This is a genomic window from Mycobacterium sp. 852002-51961_SCH5331710, from assembly GCF_001665535.1.
Lineage (GTDB): Bacteria > Actinomycetota > Actinomycetes > Mycobacteriales > Mycobacteriaceae > Mycobacterium.
In genome coordinates this window covers 16650-38078 of sequence record NZ_LZSQ01000090.1, presented here as the reverse complement: position 1 = coordinate 38078, position 21429 = coordinate 16650, and the positions used below count along the sequence as shown (strand labels likewise).

The following is a 21429-nucleotide window of genomic DNA, read 5'->3' as shown; positions in this document are numbered from 1 at the left end:
CTCAACTCCTTAGAACCGACTGATCTCTGCGCGGAAGGTTTCGTCTTTCAAGAACAGCGACGTGTTGTCGGCGCCGAGGTGTGTCCACTTCAGGTTGAGCCCACCGTCGACGAGCAACGTCTGTCCGGTGATGTAGCTCGAGAGGTCCGACAGCAGGAACAGGATCGCGCCCGCCTGCTCTTCGGGGCGGCCGCGCCTACCCATCGCGATCGCCCGCCGATCCCGGTCGGGGTCGACGTCGACGTAGGTGCGCGATGCGGCGGTCTCGGTCACCCCCGGCGCCACCGCGTTGACGCGAATGTTGTCGAGTGCCAACTCGGCGGCCATGGTGCGCGTCATCGCGACCACGGCCGCCTTCGCCGTTCCGTACGCGATGTGGAACGGTGCGGTGTTCATCCCGCTGATCGACGACACCGAGACGATCGATCCGGGATTGCCGCCGGTACGGATCTCGGCCGCGACGGCCTGGCTCATGAAGAACGCGGTTTCGAGGTTGGCGGTGAACAACGCGCGCCAGTCCTCCCGCGCCACCCGGGTGGACGGCATCCAGGTCGACGGCGCCGCGCCGCCCGCGATGTTCACCAACCCGTACAGTTCGCCGTCGGTTCGACGGACCCGATCCATGACCGCGGCGATGCCGTCATCGGTGGAGGCGTCAGCAGAGACCGGAATGACCGGCAGGCCCGCATCGACCAGAGGCCCGACGTGCTCGTCGAGGTTCCCCTTCGACCGACTGACGGCCACCACCGTGGCACCCGCCTCGGCGGCCATCCGGGCCACGGTGGTGCCGATCCCCCCACCGCCGGCACCCGATACCACCACGATGCGGCCGTCCAGGCTCAGAAGGTCGCCCATTGCTATTTGTCCGGACAACGAATACTGCTCTCCATGTTGCAGAACACTATTCCCCAGCGCGAATCGAGCCGTCAAGGGCCGCGCAGCTTCTTTCGCGGCCTATTGTCTGGACTAAGCGGGCTTGCTAACGTGCCAGGTCATGACGCGATCGGCGACGGGGTCCCTGCAGCAGTCTCGCTATCCGGGCGGCAGCCCGACGGCAGCGCAGGGCTGGCACGTCGAGCGGCTCACCGCAGCAAGCCGCCTGTTCGGCGCGAACGGTCTGCGCACCGGTCCGGACGGCCGCGTCTATGTCGCCCAGGTGACGGGCAGCCAGATCAGCGCGCTCGATCTGGGCACGGGAAAACTGGAGACGGTCAGCGCCAAGGGCGGGGACATCATCGCCCCCGACGACGTCGCGTTCGACGGAGACGGCAACCTCTTCGCCACCGAGGTGATGGACGGGCGAGTCAGCGCGCGTGACGCCTCGGGGCGGACACGGGTACTGCGCGACGACCTGCCGTGCGCAAACGGCATCACCGTGCATCAGGATCGCCTGTTCATCAACGAGTGCCGCGATGGCGGGCGGCTGATGGAACTCGACCGTGCCACCGGCGCGGAGCGGATCCTGCTGGAGAACCTTCCGTCACCGAACGCCATGGAGGTGGGCCCCGACGGCCTCCTTTACTACCCGCTGATGACGGCCAATGAGATCTGGCGTATCGACCCCGCGGGCGGGGAGCCGCAACGGGTCGCCGCCGACCTCGGTGTTCCCGACGCGGTGAAGTTCGATGCGCAGGGCAATCTGGTCTCGACGCAGGTGGCCAGCGGTCAGGTACTGCGGATCGATCCGCGAAGCGGCGAGAAAACCCTTCTGGCGCAGCTGAACCCGGGACTGGACAACCTGACCTTCGTCGGAGACCGATTGTTCGTCTCGAACTTCACCGGTGAGATCACCGAGATCGTGGGCGTCGGCGAGACCCGCACGCTGCTCGGCGGCGGCTTGAACTGGCCGCTCGACCTTGCGGTGGGCGAGGACGGACGGCTCTACGTCGCCGACGGCACCTACTTCTACACCGTCGGTGACGATGGATCGCTGCACACGGTCGGGATGCTGTTCTCCCCCGGCTACCCCGGATTCCTGCGCGGCCTGGCGCCGGTGCCGGGCAATGCCTTTGTCGTCGCCACATCCGGTGGGCAGATCGCGCGCTACCGTCCGGCCGACGGCGAGACAGACTATCTGGCAGACGGTTTCGACCAGCTCTACGGTGTTGCGGTCGGACCGGGCGAGCGAATCGTGTTCACCGAACTCGGCACCGGACGAGTGCACGCGCTCGGATCGGGTGGCACCGAGGTGCTGGCGACGGACCTGCGGGACCCCGTCGGCGTGGTGTTCGACGACGACGGCCGCGTGCTGGTCGCCGAGTCCGGAGCTGGGCGCGTGGTCGCGGTCGGCGGCGCGACGGAAACCGTGGTCGACGGCTTGACGAAGCCGCAGGGCGTCGCGATCGCCGACGGTGTGCTCTACATCGTCGACGCGGGCGCCAAGGAGGTCGTCGCGGTGAACCTGGCCGGCGGCGAGCGCACCACGATCGCGTCCGATCTGCCGGTGGGTCCCCCGCCGGGCGTGGAACCCAAGCCGCTCAGGGGGATGCCGCCGTTCTCCGGCCCACAGGGACCGTTCGCGGGTATCACCGTCGGCCGTGACGGCACGCTGTATGTGTCGGCCGACGGCGAGGGCAGCGTGCTGGCGCTGCGACGAACATGACCGTCAGCCCCACCGACCATCGCTACCTGCAGGTGGCGCGCACGCTGCGCAAGGAGATCGTCGACGGGATCTACCCGGTCGGCTCGCAGTTGCCCACCGAACAACAACTGTGCGAGCGGTTCGCCGTCAGCCGCTACACCGTTCGCGAGGCGCTGCGCCGGCTGCGCGAGGACAACCTGATCGCATCGCGACCGCGGGCGGGCACGCTGGTGGTTCCCCGTCCGGCATCGAATTCGTATGCCCAGGACGTGGTCTCGATCGACGACCTGCTGGCGTTCGCGGCGGGAGCCCAGCTGACCATCGAGTCCAACGCGATGGTGACCGTCGACGACGACCTGGCCGACCACACCGGACTCAAGGCCGGTTCCCAGTGGCTGGCGGTGCGCGGTTGCCGACAAGCCGAGGGCAGCGACACGCCCGTCTGTACGACCGAGTACTACATCAATCGGGCGTTCGCGGCGGTCGGTCGTCTGCTGCAACGTCATTCGGGCCCTATCTTCCCGCTCATCGAGGACCTGTTCGGGGTCAGCATCGTCGAGGTGCATCAGGAGATGGCGGCCATCACCGTGACGCCGGAACTCGCCGGCGCGCTGAAGGTCGAAATGGGCAGCGCCGCCCTGGAGATGCGTCGCACCTATACGACGTCGGACGGTGAGGTGGCGCAGGTGACCATCAACACCCATCCCTCGTCGCGGTACCGGCACTCGATGACCATGCGCCGGATCAAGGGTTAGGTCTACCCGTGCGTGTCGACGAGAAGCGCAGCGCGGACGCTTACCGGCGAGGGCTGTGGGCGCACGACACGCTGGCCGACGCGCTGCGCGATGCGGCCACCTCGACGCCCGACCGAACCGTGTTGGTGGACGGCGAAGTTCGGGTCAGCTGCCGGGAGCTTCACGACCGGGCGCTCACGCTGGCGCAGGTGTTGATGTCGCGGATGCCCGCCGGCAGCGTCGTGTCGTTCATGCTGCCGAACTGGCAGGAGGCCGCGGTCGTCTACCATGCGGCGACATTGGCGGGCATGGTGGTCAACCCGATCCTGCCCTCGCTGCGCGATCATGAACTGTCGTTCATCCTGCGCGACGCCGATGTTCGGGCGATCTTCGTGCCATCAACCTTCAACAAGCACGACTACGTCGCGATGCTCGACCGGGTCACCGGTGCGATGGCCGCCCCGCCCGAGGTCATCGTGGTGCGTGGGGATGCGGGTCAGCACACTCCGTACGAGTCGCTGTTCGGCGGCGCCGGACCGGGCGTGCTGCCGGTGCTGAACGCCGACACGGTGCGCATGATCCTCTACACGTCGGGAACCACAGGCCGGCCGAAAGGCGTCCTGCACACGCACAATTCAATCCATGCCCTGATTCGCCAGATCGGAGCGCACTGGTGCGTCGAGGCCGGCGACACGTTCCTGGTGCCGTCCCCGATCGCGCACATCGGCGGTTCGATCTATGCGTTCGAATGCCCCCTGCTGCTCAGCAGCACCGCCGTGCTGATGCAACGTTGGGACCCGGACGCGGCCGTGGCGCTGATGCTCGACGAGCGGGTCACGCACATGGCCGGGGCCACCCCGTTCCTCGACGGGCTGCTCGCCGCCGCCGAGCGCGCCGCGACGCGGTTACCCGAGTTGAAGGTGTTCATCTGCGGGGGCGCTTCGGTACCGCCATCGCTGATACGCAGCGCCACCGCCTATTTCGACAAGGCGGCGGTGTCGCGCGTCTACGGATCGACCGAGGTTCCGGTGACGACGGTGGGCTCACTGGACGACCCCGAGCACGCGGCAGACACCGACGGCAGGCCGGGCATCGCCGACGTCAAACTGGTCGACGGTGAGATCCGCGCCCGGGGACCGCAGATGCTCGTCGGCTACCTGCATCCCGAAGATGAGACCGCGGCTTTCGACGACGAGGGTTACTTCCGCACCGGTGATCTCGGCCGGTGGGTCGACGACGGCTTCCTCGTCGTGACCGGTCGCGCGAAGGACATCATCATCCGCAACGGCGAGAACATCTCCCCCAAGGAGATCGAGGACATCCTCATCGGGCATCCGGGCATCGCGGAGATCGCGATTGTCGGCGTTCCGGATGAGCGCACCGGTGAGCGGGCGTGCGCCGTCGTCGTCGCCACCGATCGGCCGCCTCCCGACGTGGCGGACATGCGGGTTCTGCTCGAGGAGCACGGTGTGGCGCGGTTCAAAGCGCCTGAGCAGGTGGTGGTTTGGGAGGCGTTGCCGAAGAACGACGCAGGGAAAGTGTTGAAGCATCGGATACGAGCGGCGCTGGAATGACCGCGGACGCGAGGAGCAAAATGGTTCAGGTAGCGATCGTAACGGGGGCGAGCAGCGGTATCGGTTTCGGATGTGCGACCAAGCTGGCCGAGGCGGGTATGACCGTGCTGGGCACCGCCCGCGACGAAAGCCGGCTTGCCGAGTTGGAGCAGGCCGTCGGTGACGCCGACCGTATCGCGACCGTCGCGGTCGACCTCACCGCCGACGATGCACCGCAGCGGATCGTGCAGACGGCTCTCGACCGGTGGGGACGCATCGACTTCCTGGTGAACAACGCCGGGGTTGGCAGCCCGAAACCGTTGCACGAAACCGACGACGAGTCCCTCGACTACTTCCTCGGACTGATGCTGCGGGCGCCGTTCCGGCTGGCCCGCGATGTGATCGTGCACATGGAGGCGGGGTCCGGGATCGTCAACGTGACGTCGACGTTCGCCGTCGTCGGTGGTCTGCGTGGTGGTGCGTACTCCGCGGCCAAGGGCGGACTGACCTCGCTGACGCAGCACATCGCATGTCAGTACGGCCCACAGGGAATCCGTTGCAACGCAGTGGCTCCCGGCGTCACCCTGACACCGATGGTGTCGACACGCCTCGAAGACGAGCGGTTCCGCAAGATCAACACCGAGATGACACCGTATCCGCGGCTCGGTGAGGTGAACGACATCGCCAGCACCGTGGCGTTCCTGTGCTCGGACGGCGCGAGTTTCATCAACGGGCAGACGATCGTGGTTGACGGCGGGTGGAGTTCGACGAAGTATCTGTCGGACTTCGCGCTGAACTCCGAGTGGGTGGCGCGGCAGTGAACCTGTTTGCCCTGCTCGATCAGGCCGCGAGCCGCTTCGGTGACCGCGGAGCGGTGTATCACGGTGAGCGGCAACATCAGACGTGGACGCAGCTGCGTGAGCGGTCCCTGCGCCTGGCCGCGTCGCTGGGTGACCGTGGCGCGCGGATCGCCGTCGCAAGCGAGAACTGCCCGCAGATCATCGAGCTGATGTTCGGGGTGTGGGCGGCCGAATGTGTGTATGTGCCCATCAACTACAAGCTTCATCCGCGGGAGATGGTGCAGATCCTCGAGGACTCCGGCGCCACACAGGTTTTCGCCTCGCCGAAGATCGCGGCGACGCTCGGGCCGGAAACCGAGGTGCCGATGGCGGTCATCGGCAGCGACGGCTACGACGAGTGGTTCACCGCGGAGCCGTCGCCGCCGCCCACCACCGATCCCGGAACGCTGGCGTGGCTGTTCTACACCAGCGGGACGACGGGCAAATCCAAGGGCGCGATGCTGTCGCACCGCAACCTGATGGCGATGACGGTGTCACACCTGGCCGACTTCGATTCGCCCGACGAGAACTGCACGCTGGTGCACGGCGCTCCGATGTCACACGGCTCGGGCCTCTACATCCCGCCGTACGTGCTGCGCGCGGCGCGCCAGGTGATCCCCGAGTCGGGGGCGTTCGAGCCCGACGAGTTCCTCGACCTGTGCGAGCGCCATCCCGGGTGCAGCGCGTTCCTGGCGCCGACGATGGTGCAGCGCCTGGTGCAGACCGGCCGCGCATGCCCGCACAACCTGCGCACCATCGTCTACGGCGGCGGCCCGATGTACGTCGAGAGCCTGAAGAAGGCGATGGCCGCGTTCGGGCCGGTCTTCGTACAGCTGTACGGCCAGGGCGAGGCGCCGATGACGATCACCGGATTGCGCCGAGCCGACCACGCCGGGGCCGACGACGCGGTGCTCGGGTCGGTGGGCTATGCGCGGTCCGGGGTGGACGTGGCGGTGCTGCGCGCCGACGGGACACCCGCCGACGTCGGCGAGATCGGAGAGATCGTGTGCCGCGGCGACGTCGTCATGTCCGGTTACTGGCGGAACCCCGAAGCGACCGCCGCGACGTTGCAGGACGGCTGGTTGCACACCGGTGACATGGGCTCGTTCGATAACCGCGGCTACCTCACGCTGCGCGACAGGTCCAAGGACGTTGTGATCAGCGGCGGCAGCAACATCTATCCCCGCGAGGTCGAGGAGGTGCTGCTCGAGCATCCGGCGGTGGTCGAGGCCGGCGTCGTCGGCGCACTCGATGAAGAGTGGGGTGAGGTCGTGGTCGCGTTCATCGTCGGGTCGGTGTCGCCCGAGGAGTTGGACGCGCATCTGCTCGAGCGCATCGCCCGGTTCAAGCGGCCGAAGCGCTACGAGTTCATCGACGAACTGCCGAAGAACAGCTACGGCAAGGTGCTCAAGCGGGAGCTGCGCGACCGGGTGCGCTGAGCTCTGTGCGCGCGATCACAGTTGACCGTCGGTTTGGGGCCGGATTCGCAGGGGTACTAAGGGCCCTGCTACCTGCGAGAAGGAAATCGATGACCGACCACATGCTGACCACCGGCAGTTCGCCCGCCTCCGACTGGCTGGCGACGTCGGCGCTGTTTCTGCATGCGGGCGCGTTGTTGGCCTCCACGGCCTGCCTGGCCGCCTTCCTCGTCGGTCAGTCGACGATCGCCATCGCGGCCGGTGTGCTCGCGGTGCTGCACCTCGTCGGCGCCCGGGCCAGCCTCGTCCTCGACGGCAGCCTGGAAAAGCGTCGCCAGAGCCGCGACCGATCCGTGAGCGCCCTCGGCGAATACGCCCTGGCCGGCGGCACTGTCTGACCCTTGCCCTTCCTCCGCGAGCAGACGTAAAACTGCCGGAAATCGCGCGAAAAGGGGCAGGTACGCGTCTGCTCGCGAGTGGTCAGGCCGGGGCGAAAACCGACTTGAACCGGTTAAGGGACTCCTGGATGTCGCCCTTGAGCGCTCCGGCGACGACCATGCCGATGGGACCGAACAGCGCGGGACCGCCGAGGTGGACGTCGAACGTGACGGTCGATCCGGCGGGATCCTTCGCGGCGGGCTTCACCTTGCCGATCAGTTTGACCTTGACGCCGCCCTTGCCGTCGCCGTTGAGCGTCATCGCCTCCGGCGGGCGGTAGTGCACGATCGTCCACTTGATCCGGTTCGGCATGCCCTTGACCTCGACGATCGACTCGAGCGTCGTGCCCTTTTCGAGCGTCTCAGGCAGCTTGCTGCGCCACACCCGGTGGATGCTCAGCCACTCCTTGTAGCGGGCGAGGTCGGATGCGCACGACCACGCCTGCTCCGGCGGCAGGGGTACGTCGACGGATACGGAGAGTTTGGCCATGTCTCAGGGCTGCTGAGGCGGCTGCGGCGGAGCCTGGGGCGGCTGCTGCGGCTGCTGCGGGGCGTTCTGCGCGGACGGGTTGTCCTTGTTCACGTAGTTGCGCGCAGCGTCTTGGACCTTGTCGACATGCTGGGCGTATTTACCCTGCGTCTTCTTGTCGACCATGTCACCGGCCTTGTCGATCGCGGTGTCCACCTTGTCGGCGTTTTTGGCCAGCAGATTCTTCACCTTGTCGAGGAATGCCATGGGCCCAACCCTACTCGGAACGCCACAGCCGACGGCGCTCTCCCAGCACCGCTCCCTGCACCCACCAGATCACCTCGATGGCGGCGGCGGCGACCACTCCGATGCCCAGGGCGATCGACGTCGTCTTGACGTTCGAGATGTCGAGCATGAACAGCTTCTGAGCCAGTGGCAGCGAGAAGATCACCACGTAGGCCAGGCCCGACACCGCGACCAGCGCCACGCGCCACCACTGGTACGGCCGCGCCACGACCGCGAGCACCCAGATCGCCCCGACCAGCAGGGTGATGAGCGCCGCGGTCGACGCCTGGGTCTGCTCGGCGGGTGTGGCCTCGCGGCCCTGATAGGCGGCGAGGTACGAGACGAACGTCGCGACGCCGATGACCAAACCGGACGGCAGGGCCGCCGTCATCACGCGGCGCACGAATCCCGGATGCGCACGTTCCTTGTTGGGCGCCAGCGACAGGATGAACGCCGGGATGCCGATGGTGAACCACGCCGCGATCGTGACGTGGATGGGCTGGAACGGGAACAGCAACGGGTCGGTGCCGAAGATCTTCGACGCCAGTCCGGCCAGGCCGACGAACGTCGCCAGCAGCACCGAGTAGACGGTCTTGGTGAGGAACAGGTTCGAGACGCGTTCGATGTTGCCGATCACCCGGCGACCCTCGCCCACCACGTAGGGCAGGGTCGCGAACTTGTTGTCCAGCAACACGATCTGCGCCACCGCGCGCGATGCCGAGCTGCCCGAACCCATCGCGACGCCGATGTCGGCGTCCTTGAGCGCGAGCACATCGTTGACGCCGTCGCCGGTCATCGCGACCGTGTGCCCGCGGGACTGCAGGGCATGCACCATCGCGCGCTTCTGGTCGGGGCGCACGCGGCCGAACGTCGTGTGCGTTTCGAGCGCATCGGCCAGCTCGCCGGTGGTCTCCGGCAGGTTCCTGGCGTCCATGCACTCGCCGTGCAGACCCAGCGATCCCGCGACCGCACCCACGGACACCGCGTTGTCGCCGGAAATCACCTTGATCGAGACCTTCTGGGAGGCAAAGTAATCGAGGGTGTCACGAGCGTCGGGCCGGACTCGCTGTTCGAGCACGACCAGCGCGGTGGGGGCCACGCAGCCGGGCGCGTCGGGGTGATCGACGGGTAGGTCGCTGGAGCCGAGCAGCAGCACCCGAAGCCCGGACGATCCGATATGTTCGGCCTTGTCCGCTATCGGCGAGCCCGGTTCGCACAAAACGTCGGGCGCACCGATCACCCAGTTGCCGTGCTCGCCGTAGGAGGCGCCGCTCCACTTGGTGGCGGATTTGAACGGCGCGACGGCCGTGGCTGTCCAGCCGGGCGGCATCTTGTACGCCTCGGCGATGGCCTGCATGCTCGCGTTGGGCCGGGCGTCGTCGGCGGCCAACTGCGCCAGGATGTTTCCGACGTTCCCCAGCTCGCGCGTGGGCCCAGCCTCGTCGAGCGGTTCGAGATCGGAGATCTGCATACCGTTCTCGGTCAGGGTGCCGGTCTTGTCGGCGCACACGACGTCGACCCGCGCCAGGCCTTCGATCGCGGGCAGTTCGTTGACCAGACACTGCCTGCGGCCCAGCCGGATCACGCCGACGGCGAACGCGATCGACGTCATCAGGACCAGACCTTCGGGCACCATCGGCACCAGCGCGCCGACCATCGCCAACACGGACCGCCGCCAACCGGATTCGGTGGTGAACAGCTGAGTGTAGATCGTCAGCAGCCCCGCCGGGATCAACAGGTACGTGATGAACTGCAGGATCTTGTTGATACCGCTGCGCAGTTCGGAGTTCACCAGGGTGAACTTGCTGGCCTCGTCGGCGAGCTTGGCCGCGTACGCTTCCCGGCCGACCTTGGTGGCGCGGTAGGCGCCCGAACCGGCGACGACGAAGCTGCCGGACATCACCTGATCTCCGGCGTCTTTCGCGATCGGATCGGCTTCCCCGGTCAACAGCGACTCGTCGACCTCGAGGTTGGCCTCCTCGACGACTTCGCCGTCGACCACGATCTGGTCGCCGGGTCCGAGTTCGATGATGTCGTCGAGGACGATTTCGTTGGGACTCAGCTGCTGTACGGCCGATCCGGTCGCAGTTTGCCTGCGTACCAACGGTTTCGCTTGACCGACGATCGCGAGCTTGTCGAGCGTGCGCTTGGCGCGCAGCTCCTGGATGATGCCGATTCCACTGTTGGCGATGATCAGCAACCCGAAGGCGCCGTTGATCACCGACCCGGTGGACAACACGATGATCAGCAGGACGCCGAGGATCGCGTTGATGCGGGTGAACACGTTGGCCCGCACGATGTCGGAGACGCTGCGCGCGGCCCGCGTCGGGACGTCGTTTGTCTTTCCTTCTGCGATGCGTTGCGCGACCTCGGCTTCGGTGAGCCCGCCGGCCTGCAGTTCGGGTGCGGTGGTCACTTGACGAACGTCCCCTTCTTGAACGTGTCGTAGTACTCCAGCGTGAGGTTGTCGCCGTCGAACGTAGCGGTCGAAATCGTCCCCGGCGGCGCGTTCTCGGTGACGAAGGAGAACGTGAAGGTGTTGCCGTCCCAATGCTCGAGCGCCACATCGAACTTCGGGCCGAGCGCCAACCGCAGCCGGCCGTCGCGCTCGGTGATCCTGGCCGGCCCCCAGTAGTCGTTGTTGTAGGTGCCGACGTAGGACGCCAATGGTGCCGCGGGTGCGGGGTTGGCTGGCGGCTTCTTGTCCACCAGCGACCCGACCGGCTTCTCCATCTTGACGAACGCGGCGTTGTAGAGGCCGTACCAGTCCTCGCGCACCTCACCGAACTGCACCAGGTCGGCGAACTGCGCGGTCAGCGCCTCGGGAACCCCCGAGGGGGTGGCGTTGGTGAGCGCGACGATCGCCACGTCCGCGGACGGCAGGATCAGGAAGTTCGTTCCGGTGCCGAGTTCGAACGCGCCCGAATGACTCAGCTCCATCCGGGCCGCCGAGGTCGAGCTGACGTTGAAACCGAACCCGTAGAAGCCCGACCGCATGGCGGGCTCGGTGGCCGGACTCGACACGATCTGGGGTGTGAGCGCCGGCAGCAGCGCATCCGCGGCGACGATCTGCTTGCCGTCGTCGCCGCCGTTCGCGAGCACCATGGCCAGCCAACGGGTCATGTCGTTGACCGACGAACTCGCCCCGCCCGCAGGCGCTTCCGGATCGGCGTCGCGGACGAAGGCCGGCTCGTAACGCCCGTCCATGTGGATGTGGCCGATCGCGCGGTCGGCTCGGGATTCGTAGTCCGCGAAGCGGTAGCTCGTCTGCCCCATGCCGAGAGGACGGAACACCACGTCGTCGGCGAGCGCCTCCCACGGCTTCCCGGCGGCCACCGCGACCGCCTCGGCACCGGCCGTGTACCCGAAGTTGGTGTAGGCGTAGGAGATCCGGAATGGGTCGAGTGGTAGCTGGCGGAGTCGCTCGAGCACCTGCCTGCGGTCGTACCCGAGGTCCTCGAGCATGTCGCCGGCATGGTCGGGCAGTCCGGAGCGGTGCGACATCATGTCCCCGACGGTGACCATCGGGGTGACCGCCGGGTCGGACAGCGCAAACCACGGCAGCTTGGACACGATCGGGGTGTCCCAGCCGACGGCGCCCACGCCGACCTCGTGTGCGACGACCGTCGCAGCAAGGGATTTCGACACCGAGGCAAGCTGGAACACCGTGTCCGGGTTGACCCGGTTCGCCTCATCGTCGGGATTGGTGGCGTCCTTGACGCCGAAGCCCTTCGCGTACACGGTCTTTCCGCCGTGCACGACGGCGACCGCCATACCCGGGATCCCCGACTTGCGCATCAGGTCCTCGGCGATGCCGTCCAGCTTGGCCACCGCGTTGTCGACCGCATTCTCCGGCAGCGGCATCGCGGGCACCAGCGGCGGCGGGACGTCGGACTGCGCGGTCGGCGACGGCTGCGGGGCGGGTTCAGCGGCCTCGGCTCCGCAGCCCGCAACGAGTAACAACCCCACGACAGCCACCCTGGCCAGTGCTTTCATGAGCTGAACGGTAACCCGGCGAGCGCACGGTTGCGGTACGCAAACCGCGAGTCCAGCTGCAAATAAGCGTGCGCTGGACGGAAGGAGCTAGAACCGCCACCAGTGGTCGAGCGGCGGGGCCGCGTCCAGCCGAACCCGCTGCCCCGGTTTGGGCACCGCGATCTGCACCTGCTCGGCGTCGGCGGCACGCAGCAACCGCTCGACCGGTTCGGCCCACGGATGCGGGGCGAGCCGGAAGGTGGCCCAGTGAATCGGCACCAGAAGGCCCTTGTCGGATTCGGCGACGTCGAGGTGCGCCTTCACCGCCTCTTCGGGATTCATGTGAATGTCCGGCCACGCCGGGTGATAGGCGCCGACGGGCAGCAGCGTCAGGTCGAACGGCCCGTGATCCATGCCGATCTGGGCGAAGCTCTTGGTGTATCCGGTGTCGCCGCCGAAGAAGGCCTTGTGCCGCGGGCCCATGATCACCCACGACGCCCACAACGTGGTGTTGCGGGACAGCAGCCGGCCCGAGAAGTGTCGCGCCGGTGTGCACACCAGGGTGAGCTCGCCGATCGTGTGGCTCTCGTGCCAGTCGAGCTCGACGATCCGGCTCTCCGGTATCCCCCATTTGCGCAGGTGGGCACCGATGCCGAGCGGCACGACGAACGGCGCCCGCTGAGTGCGCGCGAGCCCGGTGATCGTGTCCATGTCGAGATGGTCGTAGTGGTCGTGGCTGACGATGATGGCGTCGACGGCGGCCAGCGCCTCGAGCGGGGCAGGCACCTCGTGCATGCGTTCGGGACCGACCGTCTGCGACGGCGAGCACCGCCGACTCCACACGGGGTCGGCCAGCACGCGGTATCCGTCGAGTTCGACCAGCGCCGACGAGTGGCCGAACCAGCACGCCGAGACCTGCGTCGAGTCCGGTTCGGAGGGCGACGGCGTGACGACGGGGATCTCTCCTGCAGGCTTCGAGACGCCGCGCGACCCGATCAACTCGCGCACCAACAGGCGCTGCTGCTCCTGGTCGATGCTCATCATCGACGCCGGTTCGAGGTTGACGAACACCCCGTCGCGGTAGTTCTCGGAGCGCCGCGCGACCCGCTCGATCTCCGTGGGTGAGGCGCCGAGCGCCGCGGGCGCACCCTGCAAAGTGCGCAGCAGCCACCCGCCCGCCAGCAGTGAGGCCGTGCCGAAGCCGATGCGCAGCGCCGCCCGGATCATCAGGCGCCCTTGAACCTCGGGGGACGCTTCTCGATACGCGCGACCTGCGCTTCGATGATGTCCTGGCTGGCCCACGCCCGGTCGAACAACTCCTGGTGAGCGGGCCACGGATCCTCGTAGGCGCCGTCGTCGTTGAGCACCCGCTTGGCGTGCTGCAGCGCCAGCGGCGCGTAGCCCGCGATCTCCTGCGCCCAGGCCTGAGCGTCCTCCAGTGTGCCGATGCGATTGGCCATCCCGGTCTGCAACGCGACGTCGGCGGTGAGCCGCTCGGCGGCCAGGAGCATGCCCCGCGCCCGGCCCGCGCCGACCAGCGACGTCAGCCGCCGGATGCTCCAGTTGTCCAGAGCTATGCCGTATTTCGCGACCGGGAACTGGAAGTAGGCCTCGGGTGCGACGACGCGCAGGTCGCAGATCATCGACAGGATGACACCGGCGCCGATGGCGGGACCGTTGATCGCGCCGATCACGGGGACGGGAGCGGCATCGATCGCCAGGTTGAGCGCGCGGGCCTTGTCGGGCAGTTCGTCCGCGACTCCCTGGCCGCCGGAGAGGTCGGCGCCGGAGCTGAAGACTTGGCCCTGCCCGGTCAACACGATCGCGCGGACGTCCTCGGCGGTGGCCTTCTCGATCGCCTCGCGCAGACCGTCGACGAGTTCTGCGTTGAGCGCGTTGCGGCGCTCGGAACGCTGCATCTCCAGGGTCATCACGTGGCCGTCGCGGGTCACACCAATCATGTCGCCAGCCTATCGACCGGTACCAGGTCAACCCTGTGGGGTGACCACCTCCCAGTTGTCGGGCAGGCCGTGGACCTTTGCGAACTGCCCCTCGGCCTCGATCTGAACGCTCGCGTCGCCGAGCTTCAGTTCGGTCAACGCGAGGCGGCCCCACGCCTGTGGCAGCGCCGGCGACACCGTGACGCGGTGGTTCGGCACGTCGGGCTCGAGGCCCAGAAATGCACGCATGACCAGCAGCGGAGCGGCGCTCGCCCACGCCTGCGGTGAGCACGAGGTGGGATAGGGAACCGGCGAACGAAACTCCGAGCGAGAGAACCCGCAGTACAGCTCGGGAAGCCGCCCACCGAACGCCTCGGCCGCGTCGAGCAGGCCGGTGGCGAGACGCTCGGCGAGCTCGACCGCGCCCGGGAGATGCCGGTAGCGCATGAGACCCGCGACGACGATGGCGGTGTCGTGCGGCCACACCGAGCCGTTGTGGTAGCTCATCGGGTTGTAGGCGCCCATCGTCGTCGACAGCGTCCGCAGCCCGAAACCGGAATCCATCTCGGGACCGGACAACCGCTCGATCATCGTCGCCGCATGCTCGTCACTGGCGATGCCGGTCCACAGACAGTGTCCGACGTTGCTCGTCAGCGCGTCGACGGGACGCTTGTCGCCGTCCAGCGCGACGGCGTACCAGCCGCACTTCGGCAGCCAGAACGCGTCGAGGAACTTCTCCCGCAGCACTTCGGCGCGGGCACGGAGCCGCTGCGCGGTCGCGGGCTCGCCGAACGCCTCGGCCAACGCGGCGCGGCCCTGCAGCGCCGCGTACTGGTAAGCCTGCACCTCGCACAACGCGATCGGTGGGGCGGCGATGCGACCCGACGCGTCGTTGATGCCGTCGAAGCTGTCCTTCCACCCCTGGTTGACCAGGCCGCGGTCGGTCGCGCGCCGGTATTCGATGAAGCCGTCGCCGTCGCGGTCGCCGTAGCGCGCGGCCCAGTCCAGCGCTGCGTCGGCCGCGGGCAGCAGCGACCGGACTAAGCTTTCGTCGGCACCCCATCGCCAGCTTTCGGCGAGCAACATGACGAACAACGGTGTGGCGTCGACCGAGCCGTAATAGACGCTGCCTCCGAAGACCGCGTCGCTAGCCGGTCCGCGGCGGATCTCGTGCATGATCCGCCCGGGCTGCTCCTCGGTGATCGGATCCACCTTGCGCCCCTGGGTCTCGGCCAGCTGGTGCAGCGTTCCGACGGACAACTCGCAGTCCAGCGGCAGCGCCATCCACGCGGTGAGGATGCTGTCGCGGCCGAACAGCGTCATGTACCACGGTGCCCCGGCCGCCACGAACGGCCTGCTGTCTCCCGTCTCGTCGCGGATGAGCAGCGACCCGAGGTCGGTTTCGGTGCGCCGCAACACTTCTGCGAGAATCCGGTGGTCGGTCTCGACCGTCGTGGTGGTGTGGCGGAACGCCTCCATCTTCTGCGCGGGCTCGCTGAATTCGAAGTGCTCGCCGCTGCGAAAGCGGCTTTTGACGCTCTGGTTGGCCCACGTCGGCTGCACGACGATCTCGGTCTGCCAGCGCTGACGCGGCGGCACCACGATGCGCCAACGCATCAGTCCCGGCGCCACCGACGGCTGACCAGACGCCGAGACGGTGATGCCGCGGACGTGGTCGCTGCGATCCTGCAGCACGAGTTCGTCGTTGACAACGGACATCTCGGTATCGCCGAGCACCGGACGACCCTCCTTGACCGTGAAGAGATCGGCGAAGTCCGCGTCGACGAACATTTCGACGGTCACCACCGTGCTCTCGGCGTCGAGGTTGTGCACCGAGATGGTCTCCCGCATGCCGTCGGCAACCAGCCGCTCCCGCACCACCAGCAGCGTGCTGTCGGCGAGGCCGGCCCGCGGTGTGCGGCGTGAGATGAAGTGCGCCGCAAACGCTTCGGGCGTATCGACCGACAGGGGCTCGGGTGGGCGGCCGTCTACTCGGAGCTCCCAGCGGGACAGCACACGCGCGTCGCGGAAGAACAGACCCTGCGAACGACCCGCCTGCACGTCGCCGTGGCGGTCGGAGACACAGAAGGTGGCACCTTCCACCAGCGTCACGGTGTCCCCGCCGGGCCCGATACTCGCCGTGCCGCCGTTGAAGGGCGCCGGGGCGCTCATGCGCTGGTCCGATCCGAACCTTGCGGCTCGATGACCCGGCGCAGGCTGATCTGCTCGCGCACCGCCGGGGCGGCGCCGACCACCGACCGGTAGATGCGTTCATAGCCAGAGCCGAACTGGCCGACGGCAAAATGCCCGGCGACGTGGCGTCGGCAGGTGGCCGGATCGATAGTCGACGCCTTGTGGATCGCGTCGGGCAGGTCGTCAGGCTTATCGCACACGAATCCGGTCACGCAGTCGACGACGACCTCGGGGACGGCGCCACCGCGCAACGCGACGACCGGTGTGCCGCAGGCCATCGCCTCGATCATCACCATCCCGAACGGCTCCTCCCACTGGATGGGGAACAGCAGGCAACGGGCGCCGGCCAGCAGTTTGCGCTTGCTGGTGGCGTCGGCCTGGCCGAACACGTGGTCGTTCGGGGTGAGCCGGGGTCGCACATACTCGTCGAAAAACGCCTGTTCCGAGGGTTCGTCGCATTTGCCGGCCAGCACGAGCGGAATCCCGGCCTCATGCGCCGCGTCGAGCGCCAGGTGCGCGCCCTTGTACGGCGCGTAGCGGCCGAGGAACAGCGCGTAGTCCCCCTTGTCGGCGCGAAACGGCCACTCGTCAATACGCAGCGCATTGTGCACGCGGCCAACCCAATTGAGGTCCGGTGCCAGCTCGCGCTGGCGGTCGCTGATCGCGATGAGGCCGACGTCCGGACCGAGTTCGCGGTAGTACGGGTACAGGTCGTCGTCGATCGGTCCGTGCACGGTGACCACCGTGGGCAGGCCGAGCGACCGGTACACCGCCGCGTTGAGCGGGCCCGCGAAGGTGTGGTCATGCACGACGTCGACGCCGTCGGTTTCCGCGATCCGTTCGATCGCGCGTCGCACCTTCAGCGCGTGCATGACCTCGGGAAACGGCTGGCCCAGGCGGTCGGAGAGCGCGTCGTCCCACAGCGGGACGAAGCGGGCGGCGGTCCCGGGCTCGCCCGCACCCAGCACGGTGACGTGGTGACCGCGCTTGACCAGCGCGTCGGCCAGATCGGCGACGACGGCTTCGGTGCCGCCATAACCCTTGGGCGGAATGTCGAAATACGGCGGTGCTACGAGCACTATGCGCAACGGATTCATCGGATCGTTATGCAGGGCGAAGTCCTTGCCGCTCACTGAATTTCCTCCTTACCTCCCAGCCAGCGGTTAGCACTCTCATCCGTCGAGTGCCAATTATGACCAGGTCGTCGCCGCCGCGCCAGCGATGGGACCGGACGCCGCGATAACCTCGCCTGATGAGCCGGATCGGTGCCCTCGAGGTGCGCGATGCCGTGCTCGACGCCGGGTCGTTTCGGAGCTGGGACGGCCCTCCGCGCGACGTCGACGCGAGCGCCGACTACCGCCGGGCGCTCGCCGCCGCGGCGGCGAAGACGGGCCTTGACGAGTCGGTGGTGACCGGCGAGGGCACCGTGTTCGGCCGCCGAGTGGCGTTGGTGCTCTGCGAGTTCGACTTCCTGGCGGGATCCATCGGAGTGGCGGCGGCCGAGCGGATCACCGCCGCGGTGCAGCGGGCGACGGCCGAGCGGCTGCCGCTGCTCGCGTCGCCGAGTTCGGGTGGCACGCGGATGCAGGAGGGCACCGTCGCGTTCCTGCAGATGGTCAAGATCGCCGCGGCCGTCGAGCTGCACAAGCGTGCGCATCTGCCGTATCTGGTGTACCTGCGGCACCCCACGACCGGCGGGGTGTTCGCCTCGTGGGGATCACTGGGGCATGTGACCGGCGCCGAGCCAGGAGCGCTGATCGGCTTCCTCGGGCCGCGGGTGTACGAGCACCTCTACGGTGAGCCGTTTCCCGAGGGCATCCAGACCGCCGAGAACCTGCACCGGCACGGCGTCATCGACGGGGTGGTGCCGCTCGAGGCGCTGCGCGCCACGCTGAACCGAACGCTCACCGTCGTCGCCGATCCCGCGGACCCGCCGCCTCCGCCGCCCGAGATGGGACCGCTGCCCGACGTGCCTGCGTGGGAGTCGGTGGAGGCGTCGCGGCGGCCAGACCGGCCGGGCGTGGGATATCTGCTGCGGCACGGGACGGCCGACCGGGTGCTGCTGTCGGGAACGGGACAGGGCGAGGCGGCCACCACGCTGCTGGCGTTGGCCCGGTTCGGCGGTCAGCCGGCGGTGGTGCTCGGACAGCAGCGCGTGGTCGGGGGCATGGTCGGACCCGCGGCGCTGCTCGAGGCGCGCCGGGGCATGGCGTTGGCCGAGGGGCTGCAACTGCCGCTCGTGCTCGTGATCGACACCGCCGGACCGGCTTTGACCGTCGAGGCCGAGCAGGGCGGATTGGCCGGCGAGATCGCGCGCTGCCTGGCCGAACTGGTCACGCTGGATACACCGACGGTGTCGGTGCTGTTGGGTCAGGGCAGCGGCGGACCCGCGTTGGCGATGGTGCCCGCCGATCGGGTGTTGGCCGCGCTACACGGCTGGCTCGCGCCGCTCCCACCGGAAGGAGCGAGCGCGATCGTGTTCCGGGATCTGGACCACGCCCCGGAACTGGCTGCGGCACAGGGCATTCGGTCTGTAGATCTGTTGCGCAACGGCATCGTCGACGTGGTGGTTCCCGAGAACCCCGATGCGGCCGACGAACCGATGCAGTTCACGCAGCGGTTGTCGGCGGTGATCGCCAACGAACTGCATTCGCTGCGTTCGGTGGGCGGCGAGGAACGGCTGCAGGCGCGCCTGGCGCGCTACCGAAGGATCGGCCTGTGAAGCTCGGCCACCGTCCGATGGCATGCTGGGTTGAATGGAAGCTCTGCTCCATTTCGCCGGAAATTTCTGGTGGCTGATCTTCCCGCTGGGCGGTGCGATCGGCGGAACGGTGCGTGCGGTGGCGGCGGCCAACGAGCGTCGTGCCCAACGTCGCCTCGAGCGGTACCGCATCAAGCAAGAGACCAAGGTGGCGCTCGCAGAGGCATCGCGGCGGGCGCACACCGACGAGGCGGCTAACCGGCGCGAGATGACCAAGGTCATGCAACGTCACGCCGAGACCGACACTCGTTGGCTTGACTACGAGGTCGATGTCGCCAAGCTGCTGGACTTTCCGCTGATGACCGACATGCGCGCGCCGTTGACCATCGCCTTCCACAAGGCCAAGAGCCATGCGGACCTGCTGCGTCCGGAAGCCGTCGACGACATTCTCGGCGACCGCGCCGCGCAGGTCGACTACCGCGACGCCGTGCACGAGTACATCGCGGCGTTCGACGTCGCCGAGGCCGATGCGATTCGCCGCCGCCGAAGCGACTTCTCGGCTGAGGACCAGGCGCGCATCGAGCGAGCCCAGCACCTGTTGCGCCTGGCCTCCGACGAGGCCGCGACCTCCGACGAGCGCAAGGCCGCCTATGCCCGCGCGCAGAAAGAACTCGACGGTCTCATTGCCTTGCCGGCGACGACCCGGGCGAGCATCGAACGCAAGATCGTCGGCGAAATCGAGGCGTGAGTCGAACTCAGCCGCCCAGTTCGGTGACCGCGGTGTCGAGTTGCGCTGCCTGCTCTTCGATTTCGCGATCGGACGGCGTCTCGCCGATGCGGTTCACCAAATCCTCGCGCGACACCACCTCGAGCGCGCCGCGATACTCGGCCGACGCGAGCCGGCCCGCGCCGATCACGTCTACGCGGCCCTCCACCACGACCAGCACGGCGTTCTTCTCCTCGGACTGCAGCAGCGCGCGTACATCCTCGGTCGAGATCATGATGAATTCCGTCCTGTCTGTTGTTGCAGCCGGTCGATCATCTCGGAAGCCTGCGCCTTTGTCAGGTTGTCGGGGACCTGTTCGCCTGCCTCCTGCGCCAGCGTCGTCAAATAGCTGCGCTGCGGACCCGTCATCGGCTCGTCACCGGTGACCCAGTTCGAGCGGTCCTTCTGCGGATTCTCCTGCGGCGCGCGGCCGGCGTCCTCACTCATGCCCTACTTATGCCCGCTTCAGACCGGTCTATGCGACCGCCAGCGCGGCGAGCGTTGCGATGCAGGTGACGAGGTCCAGCGGCAACCGCAGGAGGCTGCGCCGCGTCCAGCGCACCGCCGCGGTCTCGTCGACCTCCGCCGGATCGGCCTTCTCGAACGCCACCGCCTTGGGCACGAAATCGATCAGCGACCACACCCGCATCAGCGCATGGCTGACCAGCGCGACCAACAGCGCGGTGCGCACGTCGGGATGCGCCCACCCGACGATCAGCGACACGACGAGCAGCAGTTCGAAAACCGTGTGCGCCGCAATCCAGAACCGGCGTCGCGAGATTCCGCCGTTGTGCGCCTGGATGATGCCGGGCCGCTTCGGCCACGCCGGATCGATGACGATGGTCTCGTAGAGTCCGCCTCCGAGCAGGACGCACGCCATCAGCGTGGCGGCGGCGATCAGGATGAGCGTCGGGGTCCACATCACCGCCGATTATTACGGGGCGTCGAGGTAGCGCTGCACGGTCGGTCCCATCGCCGCGACGATCTCCTCGTGGGTCATCGCGACGATCGGCGGTAACTGCAGCACGTACCGGCACAGCGCCAGACCCAACGTCTGCGTCGCTATCAACGCGGCCCGCCGCTCCGGGGCGTCCGAGTTGATCTCGGCGACGGCGGGCAGCAGCTGCCGGGTGAAGATCTCGGTCATCCGTTGGGCCGCGTCGCTGTTGGTCGCACTCGACCGCAGCAACACGATCAGCGCCTCGTCGCGTTCCCACCGGTTCATGAAGTGCGCGACCAGGCCGGCGCCGACCCCACCGGGATCGATACCGGACACGTCGGGGATCTGCAGGTCGAAGTCGGCGGCCGCCGCGAACAGCTGGTTCTTGTTGCCGAAATACCGCATCACCATCGACGGGTCGATGCCGGCGTCGGCCGCAATCGCCCGGATCGTGGCCCGCTCGAACCCCGATCTGGCGAACCGTTCCCGGGCCGCCGCCAGGATCACCGCCTTGGTCTGTTCGGAGGATCTACGCATGCCAACAATTGTAGGCCAACAGTTGTTGACATAGCAGCATCGACGGCGCATGCTTATGCCA

At 67.9% G+C, this 21429-nt stretch carries 21 protein-coding genes; 8 read left to right on the top strand and 13 right to left on the bottom strand.

Annotated elements, in window-relative coordinates:
• Window positions 1-9 precede the first annotated feature (9 nt).
• Window positions 10-855: an SDR family NAD(P)-dependent oxidoreductase gene (locus A5752_RS15700; RefSeq protein WP_067087298.1), complete on the bottom strand. Its 846-nt coding sequence runs from the start codon at window positions 853-855 to the stop codon at window positions 10-12.
• Window positions 856-994: 139 nt separating this feature from the next.
• Here A5752_RS15700 and A5752_RS15695 point away from each other — a divergent pair, with 139 nt between their 5' ends.
• From A5752_RS15695 to A5752_RS15670, 6 genes are all read left to right on the top strand, one after another.
• Window positions 995-2602, top strand: coding sequence for an SMP-30/gluconolactonase/LRE family protein (locus A5752_RS15695; protein ID WP_067087295.1), 1608 nt, complete (start codon window positions 995-997; stop codon window positions 2600-2602).
• Window positions 2599-3336 (top strand): GntR family transcriptional regulator, encoded by a 738-nt coding sequence (locus A5752_RS15690; protein ID WP_067087292.1) that lies wholly within the window; start codon window positions 2599-2601, stop codon window positions 3334-3336. Before A5752_RS15695 ends, A5752_RS15690 begins: the two co-directional genes overlap by 4 nt.
• Before the next feature lie 8 nt (window positions 3337-3344).
• Complete coding sequence (locus A5752_RS15685; RefSeq protein WP_067087290.1) at window positions 3345-4889, top strand: AMP-binding protein; 1545 nt, start codon at window positions 3345-3347, stop codon at window positions 4887-4889.
• Window positions 4890-4909: 20 nt separating this feature from the next.
• A complete protein-coding gene (locus A5752_RS15680) occupies window positions 4910-5689 on the top strand; it encodes an SDR family NAD(P)-dependent oxidoreductase (RefSeq protein ID WP_067087423.1) in 780 nt (259 codons plus the stop codon).
• Window positions 5686-7146, top strand: a complete 1461-nt coding sequence (locus tag A5752_RS15675; protein WP_067087426.1) for an acyl-CoA synthetase — start codon at window positions 5686-5688, stop codon at window positions 7144-7146. The genes A5752_RS15680 and A5752_RS15675 overlap by 4 nt, the downstream gene beginning before the upstream one ends.
• Window positions 7147-7235: 89 nt before the next feature.
• Window positions 7236-7523, top strand: a complete 288-nt coding sequence (locus tag A5752_RS15670; protein WP_156613914.1) for a hypothetical protein — start codon at window positions 7236-7238, stop codon at window positions 7521-7523.
• A gap of 82 nt (window positions 7524-7605) precedes the next feature.
• Here A5752_RS15670 and A5752_RS15665 read toward each other — a convergent pair whose 3' ends face one another.
• The 8 genes from A5752_RS15665 to A5752_RS15630 form a co-directional block, all read right to left on the bottom strand.
• Window positions 7606-8052 carry a type II toxin-antitoxin system Rv0910 family toxin gene (locus A5752_RS15665; protein WP_067087284.1) on the bottom strand — a complete coding sequence of 149 codons (447 nt, stop codon included), beginning with the start codon at window positions 8050-8052 and terminating at the stop codon, window positions 7606-7608.
• Between the two features lie 3 nt (window positions 8053-8055).
• A complete protein-coding gene (locus tag A5752_RS15660; RefSeq protein ID WP_067087283.1) occupies window positions 8056-8298 on the bottom strand; it encodes an antitoxin in 243 nt (80 codons plus the stop codon).
• 10 nt (window positions 8299-8308) lie between these two features.
• On the bottom strand, window positions 8309-10714 hold the full coding sequence (locus A5752_RS15655; protein WP_502686739.1) for a cation-translocating P-type ATPase: 2406 nt from the start codon (window positions 10712-10714) through the stop codon (window positions 8309-8311).
• 14 nt (window positions 10715-10728) lie between these two features.
• Entirely contained in the window at window positions 10729-12312 is a 1584-nt protein-coding gene (locus A5752_RS15650; protein WP_067087276.1) for a serine hydrolase, read from the bottom strand.
• 87 nt (window positions 12313-12399) lie between these two features.
• Window positions 12400-13518, bottom strand: a complete 1119-nt coding sequence (locus A5752_RS15645; protein ID WP_067087273.1) for an MBL fold metallo-hydrolase — start codon at window positions 13516-13518, stop codon at window positions 12400-12402.
• Window positions 13518-14252, bottom strand: coding sequence for an enoyl-CoA hydratase (locus A5752_RS15640; protein WP_067087271.1), 735 nt, complete (start codon window positions 14250-14252; stop codon window positions 13518-13520). The genes A5752_RS15645 and A5752_RS15640 overlap by 1 nt, the downstream gene beginning before the upstream one ends.
• 27 nt (window positions 14253-14279) lie before the next feature.
• On the bottom strand, window positions 14280-16403 hold the full coding sequence (locus A5752_RS15635; RefSeq protein ID WP_067087267.1) for an amylo-alpha-1,6-glucosidase: 2124 nt from the start codon (window positions 16401-16403) through the stop codon (window positions 14280-14282).
• Complete coding sequence (locus tag A5752_RS15630) at window positions 16400-17557, bottom strand: glycosyltransferase family 4 protein (RefSeq protein WP_502686738.1); 1158 nt, start codon at window positions 17555-17557, stop codon at window positions 16400-16402. The genes A5752_RS15635 and A5752_RS15630 overlap by 4 nt, the downstream gene beginning before the upstream one ends.
• A 119-nt stretch (window positions 17558-17676) precedes the next feature.
• Between A5752_RS15630 and A5752_RS15625 the strand changes: the two genes are divergently transcribed.
• Window positions 17677-19146 carry an acetyl-coenzyme A carboxylase carboxyl transferase subunits beta/alpha gene (locus A5752_RS15625; protein ID WP_067087264.1) on the top strand — a complete coding sequence of 490 codons (1470 nt, stop codon included), beginning with the start codon at window positions 17677-17679 and terminating at the stop codon, window positions 19144-19146.
• 34 nt (window positions 19147-19180) lie between these two features.
• The gene (locus A5752_RS15620) at window positions 19181-19873 is read left to right on the top strand and encodes a hypothetical protein (RefSeq protein ID WP_067087261.1); all 693 of its coding nucleotides are present in this window, start codon (window positions 19181-19183) and stop codon (window positions 19871-19873) included.
• Window positions 19874-19880: 7 nt separating this feature from the next.
• On the opposite strand, the gene A5752_RS15615 is transcribed toward A5752_RS15620, so the two are convergent.
• The 4 genes from A5752_RS15615 to A5752_RS15600 are packed head-to-tail and all read right to left on the bottom strand — an operon-like array spanning window position 19881 to window position 21368.
• A complete protein-coding gene (locus A5752_RS15615; protein ID WP_067087258.1) occupies window positions 19881-20126 on the bottom strand; it encodes a hypothetical protein in 246 nt (81 codons plus the stop codon).
• Window positions 20123-20338, bottom strand: a complete 216-nt coding sequence (locus A5752_RS15610; RefSeq protein WP_067087255.1) for a DUF3072 domain-containing protein — start codon at window positions 20336-20338, stop codon at window positions 20123-20125. Before A5752_RS15610 ends, A5752_RS15615 begins: the two co-directional genes overlap by 4 nt.
• A 28-nt stretch (window positions 20339-20366) precedes the next feature.
• Window positions 20367-20813 (bottom strand): hypothetical protein, encoded by a 447-nt coding sequence (locus tag A5752_RS15605; protein ID WP_067087252.1) that lies wholly within the window; start codon window positions 20811-20813, stop codon window positions 20367-20369.
• A gap of 12 nt (window positions 20814-20825) precedes the next feature.
• The gene (locus tag A5752_RS15600) at window positions 20826-21368 is read right to left on the bottom strand and encodes a TetR/AcrR family transcriptional regulator (RefSeq protein ID WP_067087234.1); all 543 of its coding nucleotides are present in this window, start codon (window positions 21366-21368) and stop codon (window positions 20826-20828) included.
• Between the last annotated feature and the right edge of the window lie 61 nt (window positions 21369-21429).

Coding starts and splice junctions, on each gene's coding strand:
- A5752_RS15660 (WP_067087283.1), bottom strand. CDS start 8,298: ATGGCATTCCTCGACAAGGTGAAGAATCTGCTGGCCAAAAACGCCGAC.
- A5752_RS15665 (WP_067087284.1), bottom strand. CDS start 8,052: ATGGCCAAACTCTCCGTATCCGTCGACGTACCCCTGCCGCCGGAGCAG.
- A5752_RS15640 (WP_067087271.1), bottom strand. CDS start 14,252: ATGATTGGTGTGACCCGCGACGGCCACGTGATGACCCTGGAGATGCAG.
- A5752_RS15605 (WP_067087252.1), bottom strand. CDS start 20,813: ATGTGGACCCCGACGCTCATCCTGATCGCCGCCGCCACGCTGATGGCG.
- A5752_RS15650 (WP_067087276.1), bottom strand. CDS start 12,312: ATGAAAGCACTGGCCAGGGTGGCTGTCGTGGGGTTGTTACTCGTTGCG.
- A5752_RS15625 (WP_067087264.1), top strand. CDS start 17,677: ATGAGCCGGATCGGTGCCCTCGAGGTGCGCGATGCCGTGCTCGACGCC.
- A5752_RS15620 (WP_067087261.1), top strand. CDS start 19,181: ATGGAAGCTCTGCTCCATTTCGCCGGAAATTTCTGGTGGCTGATCTTC.
- A5752_RS15700 (WP_067087298.1), bottom strand. CDS start 855: ATGGGCGACCTTCTGAGCCTGGACGGCCGCATCGTGGTGGTATCGGGT.
- A5752_RS15615 (WP_067087258.1), bottom strand. CDS start 20,126: ATGATCTCGACCGAGGATGTACGCGCGCTGCTGCAGTCCGAGGAGAAG.
- A5752_RS15635 (WP_067087267.1), bottom strand. CDS start 16,403: ATGAGCGCCCCGGCGCCCTTCAACGGCGGCACGGCGAGTATCGGGCCC.
- A5752_RS15695 (WP_067087295.1), top strand. CDS start 995: ATGACGCGATCGGCGACGGGGTCCCTGCAGCAGTCTCGCTATCCGGGC.
- A5752_RS15680 (WP_067087423.1), top strand. CDS start 4,910: ATGGTTCAGGTAGCGATCGTAACGGGGGCGAGCAGCGGTATCGGTTTC.
- A5752_RS15600 (WP_067087234.1), bottom strand. CDS start 21,368: ATGCGTAGATCCTCCGAACAGACCAAGGCGGTGATCCTGGCGGCGGCC.
- A5752_RS15670 (WP_156613914.1), top strand. CDS start 7,236: ATGACCGACCACATGCTGACCACCGGCAGTTCGCCCGCCTCCGACTGG.
- A5752_RS15690 (WP_067087292.1), top strand. CDS start 2,599: ATGACCGTCAGCCCCACCGACCATCGCTACCTGCAGGTGGCGCGCACG.
- A5752_RS15645 (WP_067087273.1), bottom strand. CDS start 13,518: ATGATCCGGGCGGCGCTGCGCATCGGCTTCGGCACGGCCTCACTGCTG.
- A5752_RS15610 (WP_067087255.1), bottom strand. CDS start 20,338: ATGAGTGAGGACGCCGGCCGCGCGCCGCAGGAGAATCCGCAGAAGGAC.